At 54.9% G+C, this 21,992-nt stretch carries 16 protein-coding genes; 9 read left to right on the top strand and 7 right to left on the bottom strand.

The window, feature by feature from the left end:
* Nucleotides 1-13: 13 nt before the first annotated feature.
* From HED22_RS14005 to HED22_RS13990, 4 genes are all read right to left on the bottom strand, one after another.
* Complete coding sequence (locus HED22_RS14005) at nt 14-2,575, bottom strand: FAD-dependent oxidoreductase (protein WP_167723230.1); 2,562 nt, start codon at nt 2,573-2,575, stop codon at nt 14-16.
* Between the two features lie 95 nt (nt 2,576-2,670).
* A complete protein-coding gene (gene purU / locus HED22_RS14000) occupies nt 2,671-3,528 on the bottom strand; it encodes a formyltetrahydrofolate deformylase (protein WP_167723228.1) in 858 nt (285 codons plus the stop codon).
* Between the two features lie 35 nt (nt 3,529-3,563).
* Nucleotides 3,564-4,499: an electron transfer flavoprotein subunit alpha/FixB family protein gene (locus HED22_RS13995; RefSeq protein WP_167723226.1), complete on the bottom strand. Its 936-nt coding sequence runs from the start codon at nt 4,497-4,499 to the stop codon at nt 3,564-3,566.
* A 20-nt stretch (nt 4,500-4,519) separates the two neighbouring features.
* Nucleotides 4,520-5,269, bottom strand: coding sequence for an electron transfer flavoprotein subunit beta/FixA family protein (locus HED22_RS13990; RefSeq protein WP_167723317.1), 750 nt, complete (start codon nt 5,267-5,269; stop codon nt 4,520-4,522).
* A 416-nt stretch (nt 5,270-5,685) separates the two neighbouring features.
* On the opposite strand from HED22_RS13990, the gene HED22_RS13985 reads away from it, so the two are divergent.
* A complete protein-coding gene (locus HED22_RS13985) occupies nt 5,686-6,738 on the top strand; it encodes a GlxA family transcriptional regulator (RefSeq protein ID WP_167723224.1) in 1,053 nt (350 codons plus the stop codon).
* A 66-nt stretch (nt 6,739-6,804) separates the two neighbouring features.
* Here the strand turns inward: HED22_RS13985 and HED22_RS13980 are convergent, their stop codons facing one another.
* Together HED22_RS13980 and HED22_RS13975 are read right to left on the bottom strand one after the other, a co-directional pair.
* Entirely contained in the window at nt 6,805-7,938 is a 1,134-nt protein-coding gene (locus HED22_RS13980) for a hybrid-cluster NAD(P)-dependent oxidoreductase (protein ID WP_175581241.1), read from the bottom strand.
* Nucleotides 7,935-9,206 carry an SRPBCC family protein gene (locus HED22_RS13975; protein WP_167723222.1) on the bottom strand — a complete coding sequence of 424 codons (1,272 nt, stop codon included), beginning with the start codon at nt 9,204-9,206 and terminating at the stop codon, nt 7,935-7,937. The genes HED22_RS13980 and HED22_RS13975 overlap by 4 nt, the downstream gene beginning before the upstream one ends.
* A gap of 658 nt (nt 9,207-9,864) precedes the next feature.
* Here HED22_RS13975 and HED22_RS13970 point away from each other — a divergent pair.
* Entirely contained in the window at nt 9,865-10,797 is a 933-nt protein-coding gene (locus HED22_RS13970; RefSeq protein ID WP_167723220.1) for an L-lactate dehydrogenase, read from the top strand.
* Nucleotides 10,798-10,808: 11 nt separating this feature from the next.
* Here the strand turns inward: HED22_RS13970 and HED22_RS13965 are convergent, their stop codons facing one another.
* The gene (locus HED22_RS13965; protein ID WP_167723218.1) at nt 10,809-11,843 is read right to left on the bottom strand and encodes a GlxA family transcriptional regulator; all 1,035 of its coding nucleotides are present in this window, start codon (nt 11,841-11,843) and stop codon (nt 10,809-10,811) included.
* Between the two features lie 23 nt (nt 11,844-11,866).
* On the opposite strand from HED22_RS13965, the gene HED22_RS13960 reads away from it, so the two are divergent.
* The 7 genes from HED22_RS13960 (at nt 11,867) to HED22_RS13930 (ending at nt 21,933) form a co-directional block, all read left to right on the top strand.
* A complete protein-coding gene (locus tag HED22_RS13960; RefSeq protein ID WP_254870046.1) occupies nt 11,867-12,805 on the top strand; it encodes a 3-keto-5-aminohexanoate cleavage protein in 939 nt (312 codons plus the stop codon).
* Nucleotides 12,805-14,256, top strand: coding sequence for a carnitine 3-dehydrogenase (locus HED22_RS13955; protein ID WP_167723216.1), 1,452 nt, complete (start codon nt 12,805-12,807; stop codon nt 14,254-14,256). The genes HED22_RS13960 and HED22_RS13955 overlap by 1 nt, the downstream gene beginning before the upstream one ends.
* Before the next feature lie 103 nt (nt 14,257-14,359).
* Nucleotides 14,360-14,527, top strand: coding sequence for a hypothetical protein (locus tag HED22_RS13950; RefSeq protein ID WP_167723214.1), 168 nt, complete (start codon nt 14,360-14,362; stop codon nt 14,525-14,527).
* Between the two features lie 75 nt (nt 14,528-14,602).
* Nucleotides 14,603-16,426, top strand: a complete 1,824-nt coding sequence (locus tag HED22_RS13945) for an autotransporter outer membrane beta-barrel domain-containing protein (RefSeq protein WP_167723212.1) — start codon at nt 14,603-14,605, stop codon at nt 16,424-16,426.
* Between the two features lie 204 nt (nt 16,427-16,630).
* Complete coding sequence (locus HED22_RS13940; protein ID WP_175581240.1) at nt 16,631-17,575, top strand: alpha/beta hydrolase; 945 nt, start codon at nt 16,631-16,633, stop codon at nt 17,573-17,575.
* Between the two features lie 241 nt (nt 17,576-17,816).
* Entirely contained in the window at nt 17,817-19,634 is a 1,818-nt protein-coding gene (locus HED22_RS13935) for an autotransporter outer membrane beta-barrel domain-containing protein (protein ID WP_167723210.1), read from the top strand.
* A gap of 478 nt (nt 19,635-20,112) precedes the next feature.
* Nucleotides 20,113-21,933, top strand: a complete 1,821-nt coding sequence (locus tag HED22_RS13930; protein ID WP_167723208.1) for an autotransporter outer membrane beta-barrel domain-containing protein — start codon at nt 20,113-20,115, stop codon at nt 21,931-21,933.
* The last annotated feature ends 59 nt before the right edge of the window (nt 21,934-21,992 follow it).

Raw genomic sequence — 21,992 nt, 5'->3', positions numbered from 1 at the left:
CTGAGCTAAAAACCTAACTACGCGGCTTGAGATTCTCCGGGTCGTAGATCGGTTTGTAGCCGATGCCATAGACTTCGACCGGGTAGATCTCGTCCATATAAGACACGATCAGTTTGCGACCTTCCTGGCAGTAATCCGAGGGCAGGTAAGCAAGGGCGATGTTTTTCCCAACACTCGGTCCAAAGGCGATCGAGGTGGTGTAGGAGCGACGGCCCAGTTCATCGATCAGGGTCTTGCCGGTTTCCGGATCCATCACCGGCAGGCTTCCGACCGGGTAACGGGCAACACCGTTGGCATCGACGTTTTCGGTCATGATCAGCGTGCAGAGCATTGCCGGCTGATGATCGCGTTCGCGGAACTCGACATGCTTGGCTTTACCGCGGAAGTCAGCTTCCTTCACTTTCGGACGGGCCAGACCAGCTTCCAGCAGGTTGTACTGGGTGTGCAGGTCTGCGTTCTGCAGGCGTAGCGATTTTTCGAGACGGCGTGAGTTGGCGTAGGTTTCAACACCAACAGCCAGAACACCGATGTCGCGTAGCGCATCCCAGACAGCCAGACCGTCTTCATAACGCATGTGAAGTTCCCAGCCCTGCTCGCCGACATAGGAAATGCGGAAGGCCGAGACGGTCTTGCCGGCAATCGTGATCGGACGAATGGCGGCAAACGGGAAGTTTTCAACATTGAGCGCCTCGGGGTCCGCGACAACCTTTTTGAGGTTTTCGCGCGCGTTCGGGCCCCAGATGCCAATCGTGGTGTAATCTTCGGTCACATCAGTGATGGTGACATCCCAACCCTTGTCCTGGGCGGTCCGGCGCATATAGGTCAGGTCACGCGGGCCGGCATCGGCACCATTGACCAGACGGCAGCGGTCCTCCATGCGGAAGACGGTGAAGTCGGCGCGAACCATGCCTTCGTCATCAAGCATGTGGGTATAGATACCCTTGCCGATATTGGCATCCCCGCCGATTTTGGCAGCACAAAGCCATTCCATCAGTTCGACATGATCCGGGCCGGAAATGTCGGTCATGTGGAAGTGCGACAGGTTGATGATGCCGCAATCGTCACTCATAGCGAGCTGTTCGGCGTTCGAGACGCGCCAGAAATGGCGGGTGTCCCATTCATGTTCACGGACCGGTACGCGATCAGCGTATTTTTCCAGAAGGTGCTCGTTGGCGGCGTAGCCATGCGCACGTTCCCAACCACCCAGTTCCATGAAATAGCCGCCCAGTTCGACTTCGCGTTCGTAGAATGGTGAACGGCGAATGCCACGGGCATTGGCGAACGGTTCGCGCGGGTGGACCGGCGGGTTGTAGATCTTTTTCGCCGTCTCATAGCAACGGTCATGGATATATTGTTCGTTCAGCTGGAACTTGTTAAAGCGCGAGAAATCGACAGACGCATGGTCAACATGAGTGCGGCCATGGGTCATCCAGTCGGCGATCAGTTTGCCCATGCCCGGTCCGTCTTTAATCCAGATCCCAACAGCGTACCAAAGGCCTCGCAGGTTCTGACTTTCACCCATTGACGGGCCGCCATCAGCGGATGACTGCAGCAGGCCATTGAACGAGTGGCTTTCGTTAAAACCAAGCTCGGTCAGGATCGGGGTCAGTTCCATGGCGCGTTCAAGCGGCTCGATCACGTCTTCGAGTTCGAGGTCGCGCTGAGACGGGGACAGGCGTGCCTGATCCTTTTCAAGGATGTCGCGCGGATGGACCAGACGCGGGTTTTCCTCGTAATAGTAGCCCCATTCGATCTGGCCACCCTCGGTGCTTTTGGGATCGCCGGTATCGCGCATATAGGCGGAGTTGCCCTGGTCGCGGAGCAACGGATATCCGATTTCAACACCAGTACCTTCGAACTCGTTATACGGCCCGAAGAAGGTCAGCGGATGGTCGACCGGCATGACCGGCAGGTCTTCACCGGCCATTTCAGCAATCAGACGGCCCCACAGACCGGCACAGACAACCACATAGTCGGCATGGATCGTGCCGCGTTCGGTGACGACACCCTTGATGCGGCCATCTTCAGTGATGAGTTCAAGCGCCGATGTGTTAGCAAAGATCTTGAGCTTGCCAGTTGCTTCGGCCTGATCAATCAGTTTGCCGGCAACCGTCTGGGAGCGTGGGGTGACAAGGCCGGCATCCGGGTCCCACATTGCGCCCTGAATCTGGTCTTCTTCGAGGAGCGGGAATTTTTCCTTGGCTTCGGCGGCCGAGATCATTTTGACGTTGGTGCCAAATGCCTTGCCGGAATCAACACGGCGTTTCAATTCGCCCATGCGTTCGTCATCACCAACACGTGCGACTTCCAGACCGCCGATGCGCGCGTAATGGCCCATCTTTTCGTAGAAATCCATGGAATACATGGTGGTCCAGGTGGTCAGCAGGTCGTGGCTGGTTGCATAGCAGAAGTCCGATGCGTGTGCGGTCGAGCCGATATCGGTCGGAATGCCCGATTTGTCGATGCCGACAATATCGTCCCAGCCATTTTCGATCAGGTGATGTGCCACCGAGGAGCCAACAATACCGCCGAGACCGACGATGACGACTTTGGCCTTGCTTGGAAATGCGCTCATTTCTCTCAATCCTTCTTTCCGAGATGTTTGTCAGTGCTCGGCATGGCAAAACGCGTCAGGGACCGGTCAAAGCCGGCCCCTTTTGCGGGAGTTTACTACAAAGTGAAGACAACTGTTCGGTGATCGTTGAGCATCACCCTGCCTTCGAGATGGTATTTCACAGCGCGCGCCAGAACCCGTGATTCGATATCACGGCCAGCCGCCACGAAATCGTCTGCCGACATCGCGTGATTTACGCGTTCGGTTTCCTGTTCAATGATCGGACCTTCATCGAGGTCCGGCGTGACATAGTGGGCTGTCGCCCCGATCAGTTTTACCCCACGGTCATAAGCCTGATGGTATGGCTTTGCCCCTTTGAAGGATGGCAGGAACGAGTGGTGAATGTTGATGATCATGCCATAGAACTGGCTGGAAAGTTCGTTGGTCAGGACCTGCATGTAACGCGCAAGCACCACCAGTTCGGACTTGGTTTCCTTGATCAGGTCGGCAAGCTTTGCTTCCTGCTCGGCCTTGTTTTCCTTGTTCACCGGCCAGTAGTAGAAGGGAATGCCTTCCTGGTCGGCAACCTTGCGGGCATCTTCGTGGTTCGAGACGATGGCAGCAACTTCGGCGTCAAGCCAGCCGACCTTGATTTGGTAGAGAAGGTGAAGCATCGCATGGTCGAACTTCGAGACCATGATGATGATTTTCGGACGGCGTGCGACTTCATCGATCTTGAGCTTCAGATTGAAGCGATCAACTGCCGGGTTGAGCGACAGGGCAATTGATTCCCTGTCGACATCGGAGGGCGTGCTGATAGCAACGCGCAGAAAGAACTTGTTGGTGTGGCGGTCCCAGAACTGGTTGGACTCGGCGATATTGGCGCCGCGCGTGGCCAGAGCCGAGGTAACGGTCGCAACGATGCCCGGCTGGTCGTCGCAGGCAACACGCAGGATGTAAGAGGTATCGTTCACTGGTTTGATTCCGTCTCGATTTCTCTGGTTAAGCTTTAAAGCTGGTTTTCCAGCTGCGGCAGGATGTCGAACAGATCACCGACGATGCCGTAATCTGCGACCTGGAAGATCGGTGCTTCTTCGTCGGTGTTGATGGCAACGATGATCTTTGAATCCTTCATGCCTGCCAGATGCTGAATGGCACCGGAAATGCCACAGGCGATATATAGGTCCGGTGCGACAACTTTACCCGTCTGCCCCACCTGAAGATCGTTGGGCGCATAGCCCGCATCAACCGCCGCGCGCGATGCACCCACCGCCGCGCCAAGCTTGTCAGCAAGCGGCGTGATGACGGCTTTGAACTTTTCTTCCGATCCAAGGGCGCGACCACCGGAAACAATAATTTTGGCAGAACCGAGTTCTGGTCGATCATTTTCCGACAGAATGTTTTCAAGGAAGGAAGATTTTCCGGATTCTGTCGAGCCCGCATCAATCGGTTTGATCTCTGCCGCATTTTCTCCGGCTTCAGTCGCGCCAAAGCTTGAGGTTCTGATGGTCAGGACTTTTTTGGCATCGGTGCTCTGAACAACCTCAATGGCGTTACCGGCATAAATCGGACGTTTGAAGGTTTCCGCGTCGACAACTTCCATGACTTCGGAGATCTGCATGACGTCAAGCAGGGCGGCAACGCGCGGCAGGATGTTTTTGCCGTTGGCGGTTGCGGCAGCAACGATGGTGTCATAGGCATCTGAAAGCGAGACGATCAGGTTTGCGGCATTTTCGGCAAGGTGATTTGCCAGCGCGTCGCTTTCAGCGACCAAAACACTTCGCACACCAGCAAGCTTGGATGCCTGTTCTGCAACAGAGGCAACGTCCTTGCCCGCGACCAGAATATCGACATCGCCACTGATCTGGGATGAGGCACTCAGCGCCTTTGCAGTCTGTTCCGACAGGGCGGTGTTATCGTGTTCGGCAAAAAGAAGAATAGCCATGATTTCAATCTCCGCCTGGGTCAGATGACGCCAGCTTCATTTTTGAGTTTGTCGGTGAGTTCGGCAACATCAACAACCTTGATGCCGGCCTGACGCGTTGCGGGTTCTTCAACCCGGATCACACGGAGACGCGAGCCAACGGTTACGCCGAAGTCAGCGGCAGTTTTGCTATCAAGCGGCTTTTTCTTGGCCTTCATGATGTTGGGAAGTGACGCATAGCGCGGCTCATTGAGGCGCAGATCTGCTGTGACGATTGCCGGCAGGCTGACGCTGATTGCCTGAAGGCCGCCATCAACTTCACGCGTGACTTTCGCATGGTCGGCCGAGAGTTCGAGTCTTGAGGCAAAGGTTGCCTGTGACCAACCCAGCAGGGCCGAAAGCATCTGCCCGGTCTGGTTGGCGTCATCATCAATCGCCTGCTTGCCCAGAATAACGAGGCCGGGTTCTTCGGCTTCGACAACGCCCTTGAGGATTTTTGCGACATCAAGCGGTTCCACAGGACCATCAACCGTAATCAGGATTGCGCGGTCTGCACCCATGGCAAGGGCGGTGCGCAACGTTTCCTGTGCCTGTGCCGGACCAATCGAGACAGCGACGATTTCGTCAGCCTGGCCGGCCTCTTTGAGGCGAATGGCTTCCTCGACAGCGATTTCGTCGAAGGGGTTCATCGACATTTTGACATTGGCAAGGTCAACACCGGAACCATCCGCCTTGACGCGGACTTTCACGTTGTAGTCGACGACCCGTTTAACAGGTACGAGAACCTTCATCATTTCCCTCTCTGACGAAATCCGGATCAGGTCGGTCTGGTCCGGGGTGGCCGCAGGCAAAAGCGACCCGTGTTATGTTTCAAAGACTGGAAGCGTTACGTGATGTGACACTACCGGAGGCGACATTTAACTTGGTGCAATTCAGGATGCCGATTTCCGGGAACGGGACAATTGTCACACATTTTTTTGGCCAACGTTTCGGGGCGCGAATGTACTGTTTGCCGATTTTGGCTTCTTCATCGCAATCCGATTGTTGATTCTGCCGAGACCCTGTGTTTCTCTTGCTTACCCGATACATCCCTCGGTATCGTGAAAATTAATCTGGCGACTTTTTGCGCCAAAAAATAGAATGTTTGCGTCAAAGTGAGATTACCGCTACGACAAACCTGACAACCTTGCCTGTATCGGAGGAACCGATGCTCAAGAAGCCTGATTCCCGTGCCCAAACCGCACCGCGTTTGAACGTCGGTTTTATCCTCGCAAAGCGCTTTACGCTGTGTGCTTTTGCCAATTTTGTCGATGTCTTGCGACTGGCCGCGGACGAAGGTGATCGCAGTCGTCAAATTCTGTGTAAATGGACGGTTCTTTCCGACACGATGGACCCGATTACATCAAGTAGCGGTATTGCGGTTCATCCCAAGGAGCGACTGGGCGACCCGAGACGGTTCAACTATATCGTTGTTGTTGGCGGGTTGATGGATGACACCGAGAAGCTCAGTCCTGCCTATCAGAAATTCCTGCACGAAGCGGCTGCTGCCGGTGTGCCGCTCGTCGGTGTTTGTACCGGGGTATTCATGCTGCATGAAGCAGGTTTGCTTGATGGGTATCGCTGTTGTGTCAGTTGGTTCCATCATTCCGAGGTTGTCGAGCAATTTGAAGGGCTTGACCCAGTCACCGAGCAGATTTTCGTGGTTGATCGCGATCGGTTGACGTGTTCGGGCGGGGTGAGTTCCGCACATCTGGCGGCCTATCTGGTTGACAAGCATGTTGGGCGTGCCCAGGCGAACAAAAGCCTGCATATCATGATTATTGATGACGCCCTTCAGGCCGAAAAGCCGCAGCCGGGTATTCCACTGGATCTGAAGACACAGGATCAGATTGTGCAGCGTGCGCTTTTGATCATGCAGCAAAATATCGATATGCCGATTTCGGTTCAGGAAATCGCGCGCCGTATGGGCAATAGCAAGCGCCAGATCGAACGGCATTTCAGATTGGCGCTCGATACGTCACCGCAGGTGGCGTTCCTAAATATCCGGCTTGATCTTGCCCAGCACCTGATTGAAAAAAGTGACAAATCGGTTGCCCAGATCGCGGTTGATTGCGGCTTTTGTGATTCGTCACATCTAAGCCGTATGTTCCGGCGTCGCTATGGATGTACGCCGCAGGCCCTGCGTCGGCCGATTCCCGACTCGCTAGCGACCAATGCCATGGTTGAAGAAGCACCGCCGCAGATGGATGCACAGGCATAAGAAAACGCCCTGCTGACGGTAAGACGTGAGCAGGGCGTTTTAAATCATTCGGCGATATCAGATGAATTAAAGCTCGACCTCGACATCTGAAAGCGGGGTCGAGCAGCAAATCAGGATCTTGCCCTGATCGATTTCGCGCTGACGAATGCCGCCACCATGGTTCATGTCGACATCGCCCGACACCAGTTTGGATTTGCACGTGCCGCAAATGCCACGCTGGCAGGATGACATCGGCATCAGACCAGCTTCCTTGGCAGCAGACAGGATGGTCATTCCCGGGCTGCATTCAACCACATGGCCTGTTTTGCTAAAGCTAACGCGGAAGGTTTGCTCGCTGATTTCCGGTGCAACGGAGGCGTGCTCTTCGAAAGTGCCCGCGGTTTCCGCCCCGAAATCAAAGCTTTCCTCGTAGTACTTGTCCATGTCAAAGCCGGCTTCTTCGAGCATGTTGCGCACGCCCTCCATGAAGCGGCCCGGTCCACAACAAAACACCTTGCGATCCTTGAAGTCCGGCGACATCAGCGACAGCATCGGCAAGCTCAGACGGCCGGTATAACCTGTCCAATGATGGCTTGCAGAAAAGCTGTCGCAGGTGAGTGCAACCTTCAGGGTCGGGTTCTGTGCGGCCAGAAGGGCAAGTTCATCACGGAAAATCAGATCAGACGGCGTGCGCGCCGCATGAACAAAATGAAGATCGGTCGGCTCTGACAGATCACAGGCGGTTCGCGTCATGGACATCATCGGGGTGATGCCGCTGCCAGCCGATATGAACAATAGCTTGTCATCGCCCGTTGCATCGGCTGTGAATTCACCGCCCGGTCCGGACACATTGATTTCCTTGCCCGGAAGCATGTTGTCATGCAGCCAGTTTGATCCCGGGCCGCCCGGAACCCGTTTGACGGTAATTTCAATACGGTATGGACGGGCCGCAGAGGCCGAGATCGTATAGCAACGGGTAATCATGCCATCGACCGGCAGTTCGAACGTCATGAACTGGCCGGGGTAAAAACGAAACGCACGCGGCTCACGCCCTGAGAAGACAAAGGTCTTTACGTCATGCGTTTCCTGACGCACCTGACGGCAGACAAGAACGTCGTCATTCTCCGGGTCCCATAACGGGACCCGGGTGACTTCGGTCAGAATTTCTTCGACCGGTGCTTCAGCGCCCTTTTTGCCTTCGGCGGTGTTCTTGTCGGTCATTCTGCGGCAATCCCGGCTTTGGTCGATGCAAAGTGGTCTTCAAGGCGCTTGATATACCAGTCACAGAACGCCTCGACATGCGGTTCGGTAAACTTGGAATACGGGCCCGGTTCGTATGCAGGCTGCTCACTGCCGATCTGGGCAAGACGCACAAGGTCGGCGTCCTGCTGGTTGGTCATGTTCCAGACGTGAGTAAGGTTATCAAGGGTGTAATCCTCGTTCTCGTGCGCGTCCTTATGAACCAGCCAAGTCGTACGCACCAGCGTTCTGTTCGGCGACAGCGGTAGGACACTGAACGTGACCACATGGTCGGCCATGAAGTGGTGCCAGGAGTTCGGATGCGTCCAGAAGCTGAGCCCACCAAGTTTGGCATCGGTGAAATTGCCAAGCAGCTTTTTCGAGGCCGATTTTGTATCAAGGGTATGCGATTCCCCTTCACGCATCAGCGGCAAACGCATGGTGCGGAAACCGGTCACGCTTGACAATTGATCCTGTTCGGCAGACGGCAGACCGCATGCTTCCCAGCGGGCATGGTCATTGGTGATCGTTTCAGAATATTTGGCAACGTCTGCTGAGCGGCGCTGATCAAGTTCATCTGGCGAGAAGCCAAATCCAAATTCCGAGAGCGGCACGGTCAACTGCGGGTGGTTGCCCTCGCAGTGGTAGCACTCGCGGTTATTTTCCATGGTCAGCTTCCAGTTTCCTTCCTCGATCAGTTCGGAAACGTGGGCCACCTTGCAATTGGCAAGATCGTGCGGCGCAAGATAGGGTTCCATGACCTTGGCCATTTCTTCGATATCGGCAGGGGCATCCTTGGCAAGGCAGATGAATATCAGGCCAGCAATGGAACGTACATGGACCGATTTGAGGCCATGGCAGGATTTGTCAAAGTCTGATCCCATGTGTTCGGCAAGGATAAGGTCGCCATCCTCGTTATAGGTCCAGCCATGATAACGGCAGACGATATTGCCGATCGTGGTCTGGCGTTCATCGATCAATTTGGCGCCGCGGTGACGGCAAACGTTATGGAAGGCACGAATGCCCATATCGTCGCCACGCAGGATCAGGATTGATGCGCCGCCGATTTCAACGGTGACGCAGTCGCCCGGTTCCGGAAGTTCTGGCTCGACGCCAACAAAAATCCAGTTCTGGCCAAAGATCACTTCCATATCCAGATCCAGAATGTCCTGATCACTGTAGAACGGTGCTTCGAGGCTCTTGAATGTCTGGCGGCGGGCGACGAGTTTTTGAATATCAGAAGAATGCATGGGCGGATACCTCGGCTTCTCTCAATGGTATCTGGATGGAATCCTGTGCATGGCTAGCCGTTTGCATCAGGGCGTAAGCATATCACCGAACGTATTAGTCGGTGTAAAGACAATTGAAACCGGTTTTCTCCGGCCTCTGGCTTATTTCCTGGACGTCTTCGGTGGCTATCTGCGCGCGAGAGAGCTCGTATAGCCGAGGTGGTTGACTGTTTTGAGTTCTCACATCGTGTGTCGAACCCGAACGCACCAACCCTTTTCCCGCAACTCTATGGTTGCCAGTATAATTGGCATTCGCAAGCAAACGCGAATACAAACAATGGTTCACGTACGATGTACGTGCTGGTTTGCGGGCTGTCAGTTGCACCCAAAGTCTCCCTCTACTCCACCGGCAGGTAACCTGCTCTTTGGTACGCCCACGGCAAAGAGTGAGCGATCAGAAAATCTATTTCTAAATGAGGTCGCTAAGGGAGAAAGCATAAGTCAATTGGGCAGTAGTTTTGCGACGCAGTCATCATTGTCTATCACGCTATCTCGGCTACGTGGTCTTTGGGCAGACAATTTTCAATATCCAATGTCAGTTTTCCTGCCCTTTTTTGACGTGCTGCGGCCAGAGTGGCATCATCAGAACAATGTACTGAGAAAACTGGGGATTTAAGCGATGAAAGTCGGGATTGTCGGGGCTGGAATGGTCGGAAGTTCGGCGGGCTATGCGCTGGCAGTTATGGGACTTGCAAGTTCGGTTGTTCTGGTGGATCGAAACCACGATCTCGCCGTTGCACAGGCCGAAGATATTGCGCACGCTGTACCCTTCATGTCCTCGACCATTGTCGAGGCCGCCGATTATGACGGGCTGGCAGGCGCATCCGTGATCATTCTGGCCGCAGGGGTCAGTCAGAAACCCGGTGAAACCCGTTTGGCGTTGCTCGAAAGAAATGCCTCTGTTTTCAAGGATGTGGTGGGTAACGTGCTTGCGGTTGCGCCTGACGCAATTCTTCTGATCGCGTCCAATCCGGTCGATATCATGACCCAGATCACCCAGCGGATTTCAGGTCTGCCTGCCAGCCGCGTGATCGGATCAGGGACCATTCTGGATACTGCACGTTTCCGAAGCCTGTTGGGCCGTCATCTTGGGATTTCGCCGCAATCGGTGCATGCCTATGTTCTTGGCGAACACGGTGACAGCGAAGTTCTTGCCTGGTCAAATGCCAAGGTTGGGTCGCTGTCGCTTGCCGATATTGCCGCCCAGTCCAGTGCGCCGATCACGGAAAACATCCGGGCAACCATTGATGATGGGGTGCGCAATGCCGCCTATAAAATCATCAAGGGCAAAGGTGCGACCTATTATGGGATCGGGGCCGGTTTGGCGCGGATTGTCAAAGCCATCGGACAAGACCAGCATGATGTTCTGACTGTGTCCTGCGTGACGCCTGAAATTGTTGGTGTCGATGATGTTGCGCTATCCATCCCGCGCGTGGTTGGCACGCAGGGGATTGAAACCGATTTGATGCCGGACTTGATCGCATCCGAGCTTGAGGGGCTTGAAAAAAGTGCCCGTCTTTTGAAAGACAGCGTGGAATCGATCCGGCTATAAACTGTTTTGTATCATCGGGCGTGTGCCGCCCACGGGCCTTTGCCGCGCATGTTGCGCAAGGTGGTGCCAAATGCCTGCTTATAGGCCCGACTGAGTGACGCGTGGCTCTTAAAGCCTGTCTGCAGAGCAATATCGGCAAGTTTCATGTTGGTTGATCGCGCCAGATCGCGCGCCCGACCAAGACGCAGCATCTGATAGTACTTTCCCGGCGCCATTTGCAAATTGGCCTGAAAGGCCCGATCAAGACTGCGCAGTGAACACCCTGCCTGGATTGCAATGGATTTCAGTGCGATTGGGTTTTCGATATGCGCAATCATTTCGGAGACCGCACGCCTGACATGATCGGCCCCCGGGTCATGCAATCGATCCGCCCCGCGTATTGTGCTGTTGGCATCTGCTTGTGCCTGATGGCGGACGTCATAGACAAACAGATTGCTGACATCAAAGGCAACAGCCGGACCGAAGTGCCGGGCAAGGAGATGCAGCATCAATTCCATGACGGTCGCCGCTCCGCCAGCTGTGATCATTTTGCCATCTTCGACAAAGCGGTCGGTCAGAACAGCGACATCAGGGAACTGTTCAGAAAACTGATCAAGTTCCTGCCAATGGATTGTTGCCGATTTCCCGGCCAACATGCCGCACGCGGCCAGCAACCAGGCGGCCGTATCCACACCAATCACTGCCCGCGAATGCTGCGCAGCATTTTGCAGTCGGGCCCGTGTTCGCGATGACAAGTGATGGCGCATGTCATAACCCGATATTACCACAAGATAATCAATCCGCGTGGGATCGGGGATGGCGTTCAGGGCTGCTTTTGGTGTGATGACAAGGTCGCTTGAACTCGTCGCCGGGGATCCATCGATTGTGCAGATATCCCAGCTGATCTCTGGCCCATTGGGAAGCCCGGTGGCAACACGCAAAGGCTCCAACGCGCTGGCCAGAACCAGATTGGAAAAACCGTCAAACAGGACAAAGACAAATCGGTGATGTGCGGATGGCATGATTAGAAAAATAAATGACGGAATACGCAAAATCAATATCGCCAATCACGTTATCCTGAAGGCAGAAAATGATCACAAAAAATAGTGAGGCCATCATGCCGCTTTCGATGAACAAGGAAGTCTTCATCACTGCCGCCGTTACCGGATCGGGCGGAACCCAGGACAAATCCCCGCATGTGCCGAGATCCCCCGAACAGATTGCCAATAGTGCGATTGACGCTGCAAAGGCCGGGGCCGCAGTGGTGCATTGCCATGTCCGTGATCCAGAAACCGGGGCACCGTCGCGCGATGGCAAATATTACCGCGAACTGACCGAGCGGGTGCGTGCCGCCGATGTTGACGTTGTTCTGAACCTGACCGCGGGAATGGGTGGCGATATCGTGTTTGGGTCGACCGAGGCGCCGCTTCCGGTTAATGAAGCCGCAACCGACATGATCGGGGCGTCGGAGCGCATGGCCCATATCGCTGATTGTCTGCCGGAAATCTGTACGCTTGATTGTGGCACGATGAACTTTGCCGAGGCCGACTACGTCATGACCAACACACCGGGCATGTTACGTGCCATGGGGCAGATGATGACCGATCTTGGTGTCAAACCCGAGATCGAAGCATTCGATACCGGCCATCTTTGGTTTGCCAAGCAGCTGGTATCAGAAGGCATCCTCAAAAGTCCGGCCCTCGTGCAGCTGTGCATGGGTATTCCATGGGGCGCGCCAAATGATCTCAATACCTTTATGGCGATGGTCAACAATGTGCCCTCTGATTGGAATTGGTCGGCCTTTTCCATCGGGCGCGATCAGATGCCCTATGTTGCCGCGTCGGTTCTGGCTGGCGGTAATGTCCGGGTCGGGTTGGAAGACAATATCTATCTGTCCAAAGGGGTGCTGGCCACGAATGCCCAACTGGTTGAACGTGCCGTCGGCATTATCGAAGGCATGGGCGCAACTGTTATTGGCCCGGATGCCGTGCGCCAGAAGCTTGGTCTGACCAAGCGGGAGCCAAGCTGATGACTGATGGAAACACTAAAAAGGCCGCGATTATTGGGGGTGGCGTAATTGGCGGCGGCTGGGCTGCGCGCTTTTTGCTAAATGGTTGGGATGTTGCGGTTTTTGACCCTGATCCGCAGGCAGAACGCAAAATCAACGAAGTCCTCGCGAATGCACGCCGCAGCTTGCCCGCACTGTATGATCGATCCCTGCCAGATGAGGGCAGGCTGACCTTTCATGACGATCTTGCAAAAGCCGTTTCTGGTGCGCAGTGGATTCAGGAAAGCGTGCCCGAGCAGCTTTCACTCAAACATAGAATTCTGGCGCAGATTCAGGCCCATGCCCCGACGGAATGCCTGATCGGGTCTTCGACGTCCGGCTTCAAGCCAAGTGAGTTGCAGCAAGGTTCAATCAAACCCGAACAGATCGTTGTCGCCCATCCGTTCAACCCGGTTTATCTGCTTCCCCTGATCGAGGTGGTTCCGTCTGCGGCAACAAGTGCAGAACTGCTTGTTGCGGGATGTGATATTTTGCGCTCTGTCGGTCTTAAGCCGCTTGTCGTGCGCAAGGAAATCGAAGCCCACATTGCTGACCGCCTGTTAGAAGCCGTCTGGCGCGAAGGCCTTTGGCTTGTTCATGACGAGGTCGCGACGACCGAAGAAATCGACGATGCCATCCGCTTTGGTTTTGGTCTGCGTTGGGCGCAGATGGGCTTGTTTGAAACCTATCGCATTGCCGGTGGTGAAGCCGGGATGGAACATTTCATCGGGCAATTCGGACCGGCCCTTAAGTGGCCCTGGACGAAACTGATGGATGTGCCGGAACTGACCCCGGAACTGACAGCCCGTATTGCGCAGCAATCAGATGATCAGTCGGGTCATCTCAGCATCCGGGAACTTGAACGCCTGCGCGATGACAACCTTGTTGGCATGATGCGTGCGCTTAAGAAATCGGGCAGTGGTGCTGGTGGTACGATCAACGATCATGAGGGTTCTCTGCCGGATCCGGCACCGCTTGATGATCTTCCCGTCACCGGGGATCGGCAGATCCCGCAAAGCTGGACCGATTACAACGGGCATATGAACGAAGCCCATTATGTCGAGGTCAGTTCGCAGGCAAGCGACCGCTTCATGGAAATGGTTGGTGCCGATGCCGACTATATCGCCAATGGCGGCAGCTATTTCACCGTGGAAACCCACGTGTGCTATCTGCAGGAAATCAGTGCCGGGGATCATATTCGCGTCACAACGCAACTGATCAACGGTGACGGCAAGAAACTTCATTTGTTCCATCGCCTGATCAATGATGCGGGTGCCGTTGCCGCAACCGTCGAAACCATATTGCTGCATGTGGACCTAAAAACCCGGCGCACTTCAGAGCCCGGTGGCGTCGTGGCAACCAACCTTGCCGAAATGGCCAAACGCCATGCAAGCCTTCCAAAGCCGAAACAGCTTGGGCGGGCAATCGGTTAGGGCGAATGCCTTCTCCGTTTCGCATCGAAACAGCTAACAATTACGTTGTGCTTTGCCCCTGCAGTTTTAACTGCGGGGGCTTTTGGTTTGAGGATGCAGTTCCATGCAACTTGTACTTGCCTTCGTCAAAGAAGCCATCGTGCCAGCAAATAGGCGTAGCGCTGTTGTCGAATGGCAACGTGCTTTAAAAGAACAGGCATCCACTGGGTTCCAAGAGTTGAGAGATGGCTTCCTATGGCAACCAAAGATATTGATTGCAATGCCGGTTTAATTTAAGATTATTCTCATGTGATTATTGGTTGATTTTATTTGGCAATTTAGCGCCATTTGGGGTTTGGGAACCTTCATGACTGCTTTGGCAAAACTGGTTGCGCCGGTGGTTTTTGCACTGGCCCTTCTTACAGGATTTGTGGCCGGTGATGTGCGTCATGCATCCGCTGCAACCACGACGATTAACTGCACTCAATTGGGGACTGCAAACACCACCAGCTTTAACGTCCTTCAATACGATCACAGTGCGGGCACTTGCACCCTGATTCCCGGATCGGCCACCGTTCTTTTTGAGCAGTTCGACATTACCTTCCGGAACAATGTTGGCGGCAACTCGGAGGAATTCATCATCGGAACGGGCGGAGGTAGCAGCACCACGTCGCATAAGGGATGTAGCATGGGCGATTTCAGCGTCGCTGCGGGTGGTGACTGCAGCAATGAACGCGCTGGCAACGTTACTGAAACCGAGACTGTCTCAATCGATGGAGAGAACGGCGCGACGATCCGGATGACGGTTTCGCTCACGATCGCTGGAGCTGGGAGTTACACATATAATAGTGCGTCGGTAACGATCACGACTGCCGATGCCAGCACTTCCTCGGACAATTCATCTGCTGCGCAACGTGCCGTGCAGGGGTCGGTGACGCGGTCACAATCTGTGGTCATCGCGCAGAACTTTGGATCGCGTGTCACCAATGTCGTGTCCGGTCCGGCAACGGGTGGAACGCAACCCGGAACGTTGCCAGGCGACACTTCACGGACTCAACAATTCGGTCTTGGTCCATCGGAAACGCAGGACGATACGCAGGCTGGAACGACCTTGCGTGGGCTGGCGATGCTTGCATCCTTTGATACGTCGCGTGTACTTGCCGCAGCAGATACAGCCGATCAACCCGCGGATGGTCTAGGGCAGCGCATGTTCTTGTCTGGTGAAAGCCCCATCACGATTTGGGGGAATGGGTCCTTTACCGACATCGAGAACACACGCAACAGGACCGGCGAGGACAACCGATATGACGGTACTGTCTGGGGCTACAATCTTGGCGCGGATTATCGTTTCTCTCCCGGGGTTGTGGCAGGTCTGTCTGTCGGCTACGCCCAAACAGACATTACGACAACATTTAATACAGGCACTTATGACGAGGATACCTGGAACCTGTCTCCCTATGTCATCTATACGCCGTCCGAAACGCTGACGCTTTCTGCCATCGCCGGCTATACCTTTGGCGATGTCGCCCTGAGCCGCAACACCAGCGTGACGGGAAATACCGATAGTCGGAGCATCTATCTGCAGGTCGATGGACGTCAGACTTTTGAGCCGATCGCGGAAAGCCCGTTCCGGGTGGTGGCGGGGCTTGGTGCTTTGGTGTCGCGCAACACGCTGGACGCCTATACCGAAAGCGACGGAAGCCGGGTCGCGGAATCGTCGGTCAATACTGTACAGATCAAGCCAAATACCGAACTGTCCTATTTGACGCAAATCCGGGAGGTGGATCTGACGCCTTATGTGAAGGCGGGCTATATCCACGATTTCACTGACGAGACAAATGGCGATGCCGGGGCCTTCGACCTTGGCGGTGGTATGCGCTTTGCTGCAGGCGGAACGGGCTTGTCAGGTTCGGTCGAAGGAACGAGGCTGGTCGGGCGCGATGATTATCAGGAATACACATTCAGCGGCCTTGTCGCCTATGGTATTTCTGTCACGGGGGCCGACGGGGCCTTCGTCGGGATTGCGTCCCCCTATCTTGGTACAAGCTTGTCTGACAACGGAAGCCCGGAAATTTCTGCTGGCGCGACACTTACGGGTTTTGCAGACAGTTTTTCCAGCAAGCTTAATTTCTCTGGTGATCCGGGCACCCAGATTGCCAAGATGTTGATAACAGTCGACATAAAGTTTTAAACCAAGCGGCCATCATGTTTGGTTGACCTCATGCGCGGTCGTCCATGCGCGATCAGCTTGGCCGCGCAATTGGTTAGGTCGAATGCCTTGTCGGTTTTGCATCGAACCAGTTCACAATAACGTTGTGCTATGCCCCTGCAGCCTTTAACTGCAGGGGCATCCGCGTTAGGCTAGACCATCACGTCTTTGACCAAGGATCCGTTGATGGCCAATTCCGATCAGGTTTCCTCCGAAGTGACCTATGACCCAATGCCAGAAGAAGAAGGTATTCGCGCCTTCATCGCCAAATGCGACGGGTTTTACCCGCCAGATGCGGTGGCGGCATCCATTGATCAGCAGCGCAGCTGGTATGATGCGTTATGCGCCGAATTCGCCTTTCCACATCCGGAAGGGATGCATGTCGAAGACGACGTGATTGCCGATGTTCCGGTGCGCCATTACCGCCCTGCCGACTGCACCTCAAATCACAAGATTGTCTATATGCATGGCGGTGGTTTTGTCGTCGGGTCGCGCGACAGTCATGATGCGATTTGCGCCGAAATCTCCGAGGCGGCAAAGGCCGAACTAATCGCGATTGATTACCGTCTTGCGCCGGAACATATCTGGCCCGCTCAGCATGAAGACTGCCATCGCGTGACCCAAAGCATCCTGGCATCGGGCAAGAAGATTGTTCTGGTGGGCGACAGTGCCGGTGGCATGTTGGCCGCAGGCATTGCTGTTCGGGCACGTGAAGAAGGTTTTGGCGATCGCGTGTTGGGGCAGGCCCTGATTTACCCGGCCCTTGGCGGGGATTTGAACTGGCCAAGTTACGGACAAATGGCCAGTGCACCCGGGCTCAGCACCGATGACGTTATTTACTATCGTGACGTGCTAAAGGCGCCGATGGATGATCCGTTTGCCCATGCCTTGTCGGTTGATGATTTACGTGGGCTGCCGCCGACTTTTATTACCGCGGCCTATTTTGACCCGCTGCGCGATGATGGTCGGGAATATACCGCCCGTCTTGCCCGTGCGGGCATTTCCGTGCAGTACCGCGAAGAACCGCAAATGATCCATGGCTGGCTGCGTGCCCGGCATATGAGCCCGGGCGCTAAGACCGCGTTTGGCCATTTGTGCGATGCCATTTCTGACATGCGAGATACCGCATAGAAGGCCAGATATTCTACTATGGGTTGAGAATGCACTCCCGACCAAAAAGAAGCGAGACAGGACCTGCAGTGTGCGTGCGGTGAAACCGCGTGTCTTTCTTTGTTGCTCATAAGATGTTGATCAAAATCAAAATTTTAGCTAATCAGGTTGCTACGTGACACAGTTTCGCGTGCGAGGTTGTTATGCAACGTAGTGTTGCGTGCGATTAAGCCGTTTGGGGCGGAATGGTTCGGGGACCTGTATGATCAATATCGTTAAATTGCCATCGTCGCTGCTTTTGGTGATGACCATCGTTTGTGGCTTTATGATCGCTGATGGGCGTGACGCATTTGCGGCAACGACGACAATCACCTGCACCAACCTCGGAACCAAGGCATCGATCTCTTATGTGTTCTACGACGACAGTGCCGGTACCTGCGCCGCAGTAAACGGTAGTGGCTCCAGCAACGATTTGCGCGACATCGTCTTCGAAGTCGACAACACCAACCTCGTAGACGAGAAATTCAAGATCGGAACCGGCAGTGGCAGCAGCTCTAGTGCGCATAGAGGATGTAGCATGGGTGGTTTTAACGCCACCGCTGGTAATCCTTGCCAAAGCGATCGCTCTACTAACACTAATGAAACCGCGACGGTCACCATTGATGGGGAGAATGGGGCGACGATCCGGATGACCGTCAATTATACCCTACCGTTAGGAGGTAATGCGACCTTCCACAGTGCATCGGTCACAATCACGACTGCTGATTCTGCGTCCTCGGGCAGCGCGGCCGCAGCCCTGCGCGCGGTTCAGGGTTCGGTGACACGGTCGCAATCCGTGATCCTCGGGCAGAATTTTGGGGCGCGGGTGGCCAATGCGACGACCGGTCGAGATCTCGGTACAGTGCCAGATACCGTGGCACCGACACAGCAATTCGGTTTTGCTTCGGTGGGCTTGCTTGATGATCCCATGGGCAGGAAAACGCGCACGGAGGGGACAACCCTAAGCGGGCTGGCGATGCTTGCGTCTTTCGATACCTCGCGTGTGCTTGCGGCGGCGCAAACCGCTGATAGTCCGACGGATGGGGCGGAACAACGCACGCTGTTGTCTCGTGAAAGTCCGATTACGATCTGGGGGCATGGGTCCTTTACCGATGTCGAGAATACGCGCAACCGGACCGGCGAGGACAGCCGTTATGACGGCAGCGTCTGGGGCTACAACCTCGGTGCGGACTATCGTTTTTCGCCTGCACTCGTGACGGGTATGTCCGTTGGCTACGCTCAAACCGATATTACGACCACCTTTGATAGCGGCACGTATGACGAGGATACGTGGAACCTCTCGCCCTATGTCATCTATAGACCGTCTGACATGCTGACATTCTCGGCTATTGGGGGGTATGCGTTCGGGGATGTTGCCAGAAGCCGCAATGGCACTGTGACAGGCAACACCGACAGCCAGACCTGGTATCTGCAGGTTGATGCACGCCAAACTTTCCAGCCAATTGCAGATAGCCCGTTTCGGGTGACGGGCGGGCTTGGTGCGTTGACGTCGCGCAATACGCTTTCTGCCTACACCGAAAGTGACGGCAACCGGGTTGCGGAATCCTCGGTCAATACAGTTCAGTTAAAGCCGAATGCAGAGCTGGCCTATGCTTTCCAGATAAGCCAGACGTCCCTGACGCCATATGTCAAAGCGGGCTATATCCACGATTTCACCGACCAGACCAACGGTGATGCCGGGGCCTTTGACCTTGGCGGTGGTGTGCGGTTTGCCTCGGGCGGGACAGGTCTGTCGGGGTCTATCGAAGGCACGCGCATGGTCGGGCGTGATGATTACCGCGAATACACGCTGAGCGGTCTGGTTGCTTATGGCATTTCGTTTAGCGGTCGGGATGGAAACTTTGCCGGAACTGCGTCGCCTTATGTCGGTACCAGCCTGTCTGATAGCGGCACACCTGAAATTTCCGCTGGCGCAACGCTGACCGACATTGATGAAAGATTTTCCAGCAAACTGAATTTCTCAGGTGATCCGGCCACACGCAGCGCTGATATTCTGATCACAATCGATCTGAAGTTCTGAACCTTAAGCGATGTTTTCGTGGCGTGAAAAGGTCGGATGGTTTGTCCGCCGGTGATCTTGCTGATTGCCGCCGACCATTATCACTGAGGCCTGATGATGGTCGGGTATATACCGCCCGTCTTGCCCGTGCGGGCATTTCCGTTTAATACCGTGAAGAACCGCAAATGATCCATGGCTGGCTGCGTGCCCGGCATATGAGCCCAGGGACGAAAACAGCGTTCGGGCATCTGTGTGACGCCATTTTGGCTATGTTGGAAACCGCATAAAAGGGGCGATCACGTCGCCTTGGATCGAAGTTGCCCGCTTGATCAAAAAGCGACGCGGGGCGTACTGTTTGCGCTTGCCGGAACTGCGCGTGGTTCTTTGTAACTGATACGATATTGATCCAAATAAAACTTTTAGTTTATAAGATTCTTATGCAAGCCAGTGTTGAGTGCGATTAATCCGTTCGGGTGGGTAGTGGTTCGGGGGGACCTGTATGATTAATATCGCTAAATCGCCAAGGTCGTTGATTTTGGCGATAATCCTGTTTTGTGGCCTTGTAATCGGTGAAGGGCGTGACGCATCTGCGGCCACTACGACAATCACCTGTTCGGTAGCAGGGTTCAATCAGACTAACGTGAATACTCTGCAATACGATCATAGTGCAGGCACCTGCACCCTGACCGCAAATACGATCTCGCCCAGCAGCGCCCAATTCGATATCGTCTTCTTCAATCAGATCGGCGCTCCGGAACAGTTCCGGATCGGTACTGGCGCCACGCATAGTCTTACGGCGCATAAGGGCTGTTCCATGGGGAGCTTTACCGCCGCAGCAGGTGCCAACTGCTCAAGCAACCGGACGACAAACGGCACCGAAACGGCGACGGTTTCAATCGACGGGGAAAACGGGTCGACGATCCGAATGACCGTTTCCTACACCCTCGCCGGCGGCCTTGGGAACAATTTCACCTACAATAGCGCCTCGGTCACGATCACCACGCCGGACGTGGCCTCCGGCACTTCTGCTGCTGCACAGCGCGCGGTTCAGGGTTCTGTGACGCGGTCGCAATCTGTTGTGATCGGCCAGAACTTTGGAACGCGTGTGGCCAACGTTATGGCTGGTCCGTCCGGCGGAACTGTGCCCGGTAACACCACGTCGACACAGCAATTCGATTTTGCTTCAACGACCGTGTTCGACGATACGTTGCACCAAAAGACGGGGACCAAGGGGACAACGATGCGCGGGCTGGCGATGCTTGCGTCTTTCGATACGTCACGTGTGCTCGCCGCTGCGCAAACGGCTGATATTCCAACGGATGGAGCTGAACAACGCACGCTGCTATCCAGAGAAAGCCCTATTACGATCTGGGGGCATGGATCCTTTACGGATATCGAGAACACGCGCAACCGGACTGGCGAGGACAACCGGTACGACGGCAGTGTCTGGGGGTACAATCTGGGGGCGGACTACCGTTTTTCGCCAGCAATCGTGGCGGGTCTGTCCGTTGGCTATGCTCAGAGCGATATTACCACCACCTTTGAGACAGGCACATATGACGAGGATACGTGGAACCTCTCTCCTTATGTCATCTATACACCATCCGACTCACTGATTTTGTCCGCCATTGCGGGCTATTCGTTCGGGGATGTTGTCAAGAGCCGTAATACGAGCGTGACCGGGGACACCGATAGCCAAAGCTGGTATCTGCAGGTCGATATGCGCCAATCTTTCCAACCGATGGCAGAGTACCCGCTTCAAATGACCGGCGGAATCGGTGCATTAATGTCGCGCAGTACTTTGGATGCCTACACCGAAAGTGACGGTAGCCACGTCGCAGAATCCTCGGTCAATACCGTGCAGTTGAAGCCGAATGTCGAACTGGCTTATCCGGCTCAAATCGGTGAAACGGCTCTGATACCCTTTGTGAAGGGGGCTTATGTCCACGATTTTACAGACCAGACCAATGGAGATGCCGGGGCCTTTGACCTTGGTGGCGGTCTGCGTGTGGCGGCAGCCGGGAGCGGCTTGTCGGGTTCTATCGAAGGTTCACGGCTGTTTGGTCGGGACGATTACAGCGAATATACACTGAGTGCCTTGGTTGCCTATGGTTTTCAGGTCTCTGGGGCTGATGGCGGCTTTGCAGCAATAGCGTCACCTTATGTCAGTACCAGCCTGTCAGACAGCGGGGCTCCGGAAATTTCTGCTGGGGCCACATTGATTGATCTTGATGACAGGTTTTCCAGTAAGCTCAGTGTGTCCGGCGATCCGGGGACGCAAAGAGCTAGTATGCTGATCACAGTCGATCTGAAGTTCTGAACCTTGCGTGATGCTGGTTGCACCATGATCATCGACCAGTCATAAGAAAAGGGCCGGAT

Origin of the sequence: Thalassospira sp. HF15 (assembly GCF_011806525.1) — a bacterium.
In the GTDB taxonomy this organism is placed as follows: Bacteria; Pseudomonadota; Alphaproteobacteria; order Rhodospirillales; family Thalassospiraceae; genus Thalassospira.
Note: the sequence above shows the minus strand (reverse complement) of the source record. Positions and strands in the feature narration are given on the sequence as shown.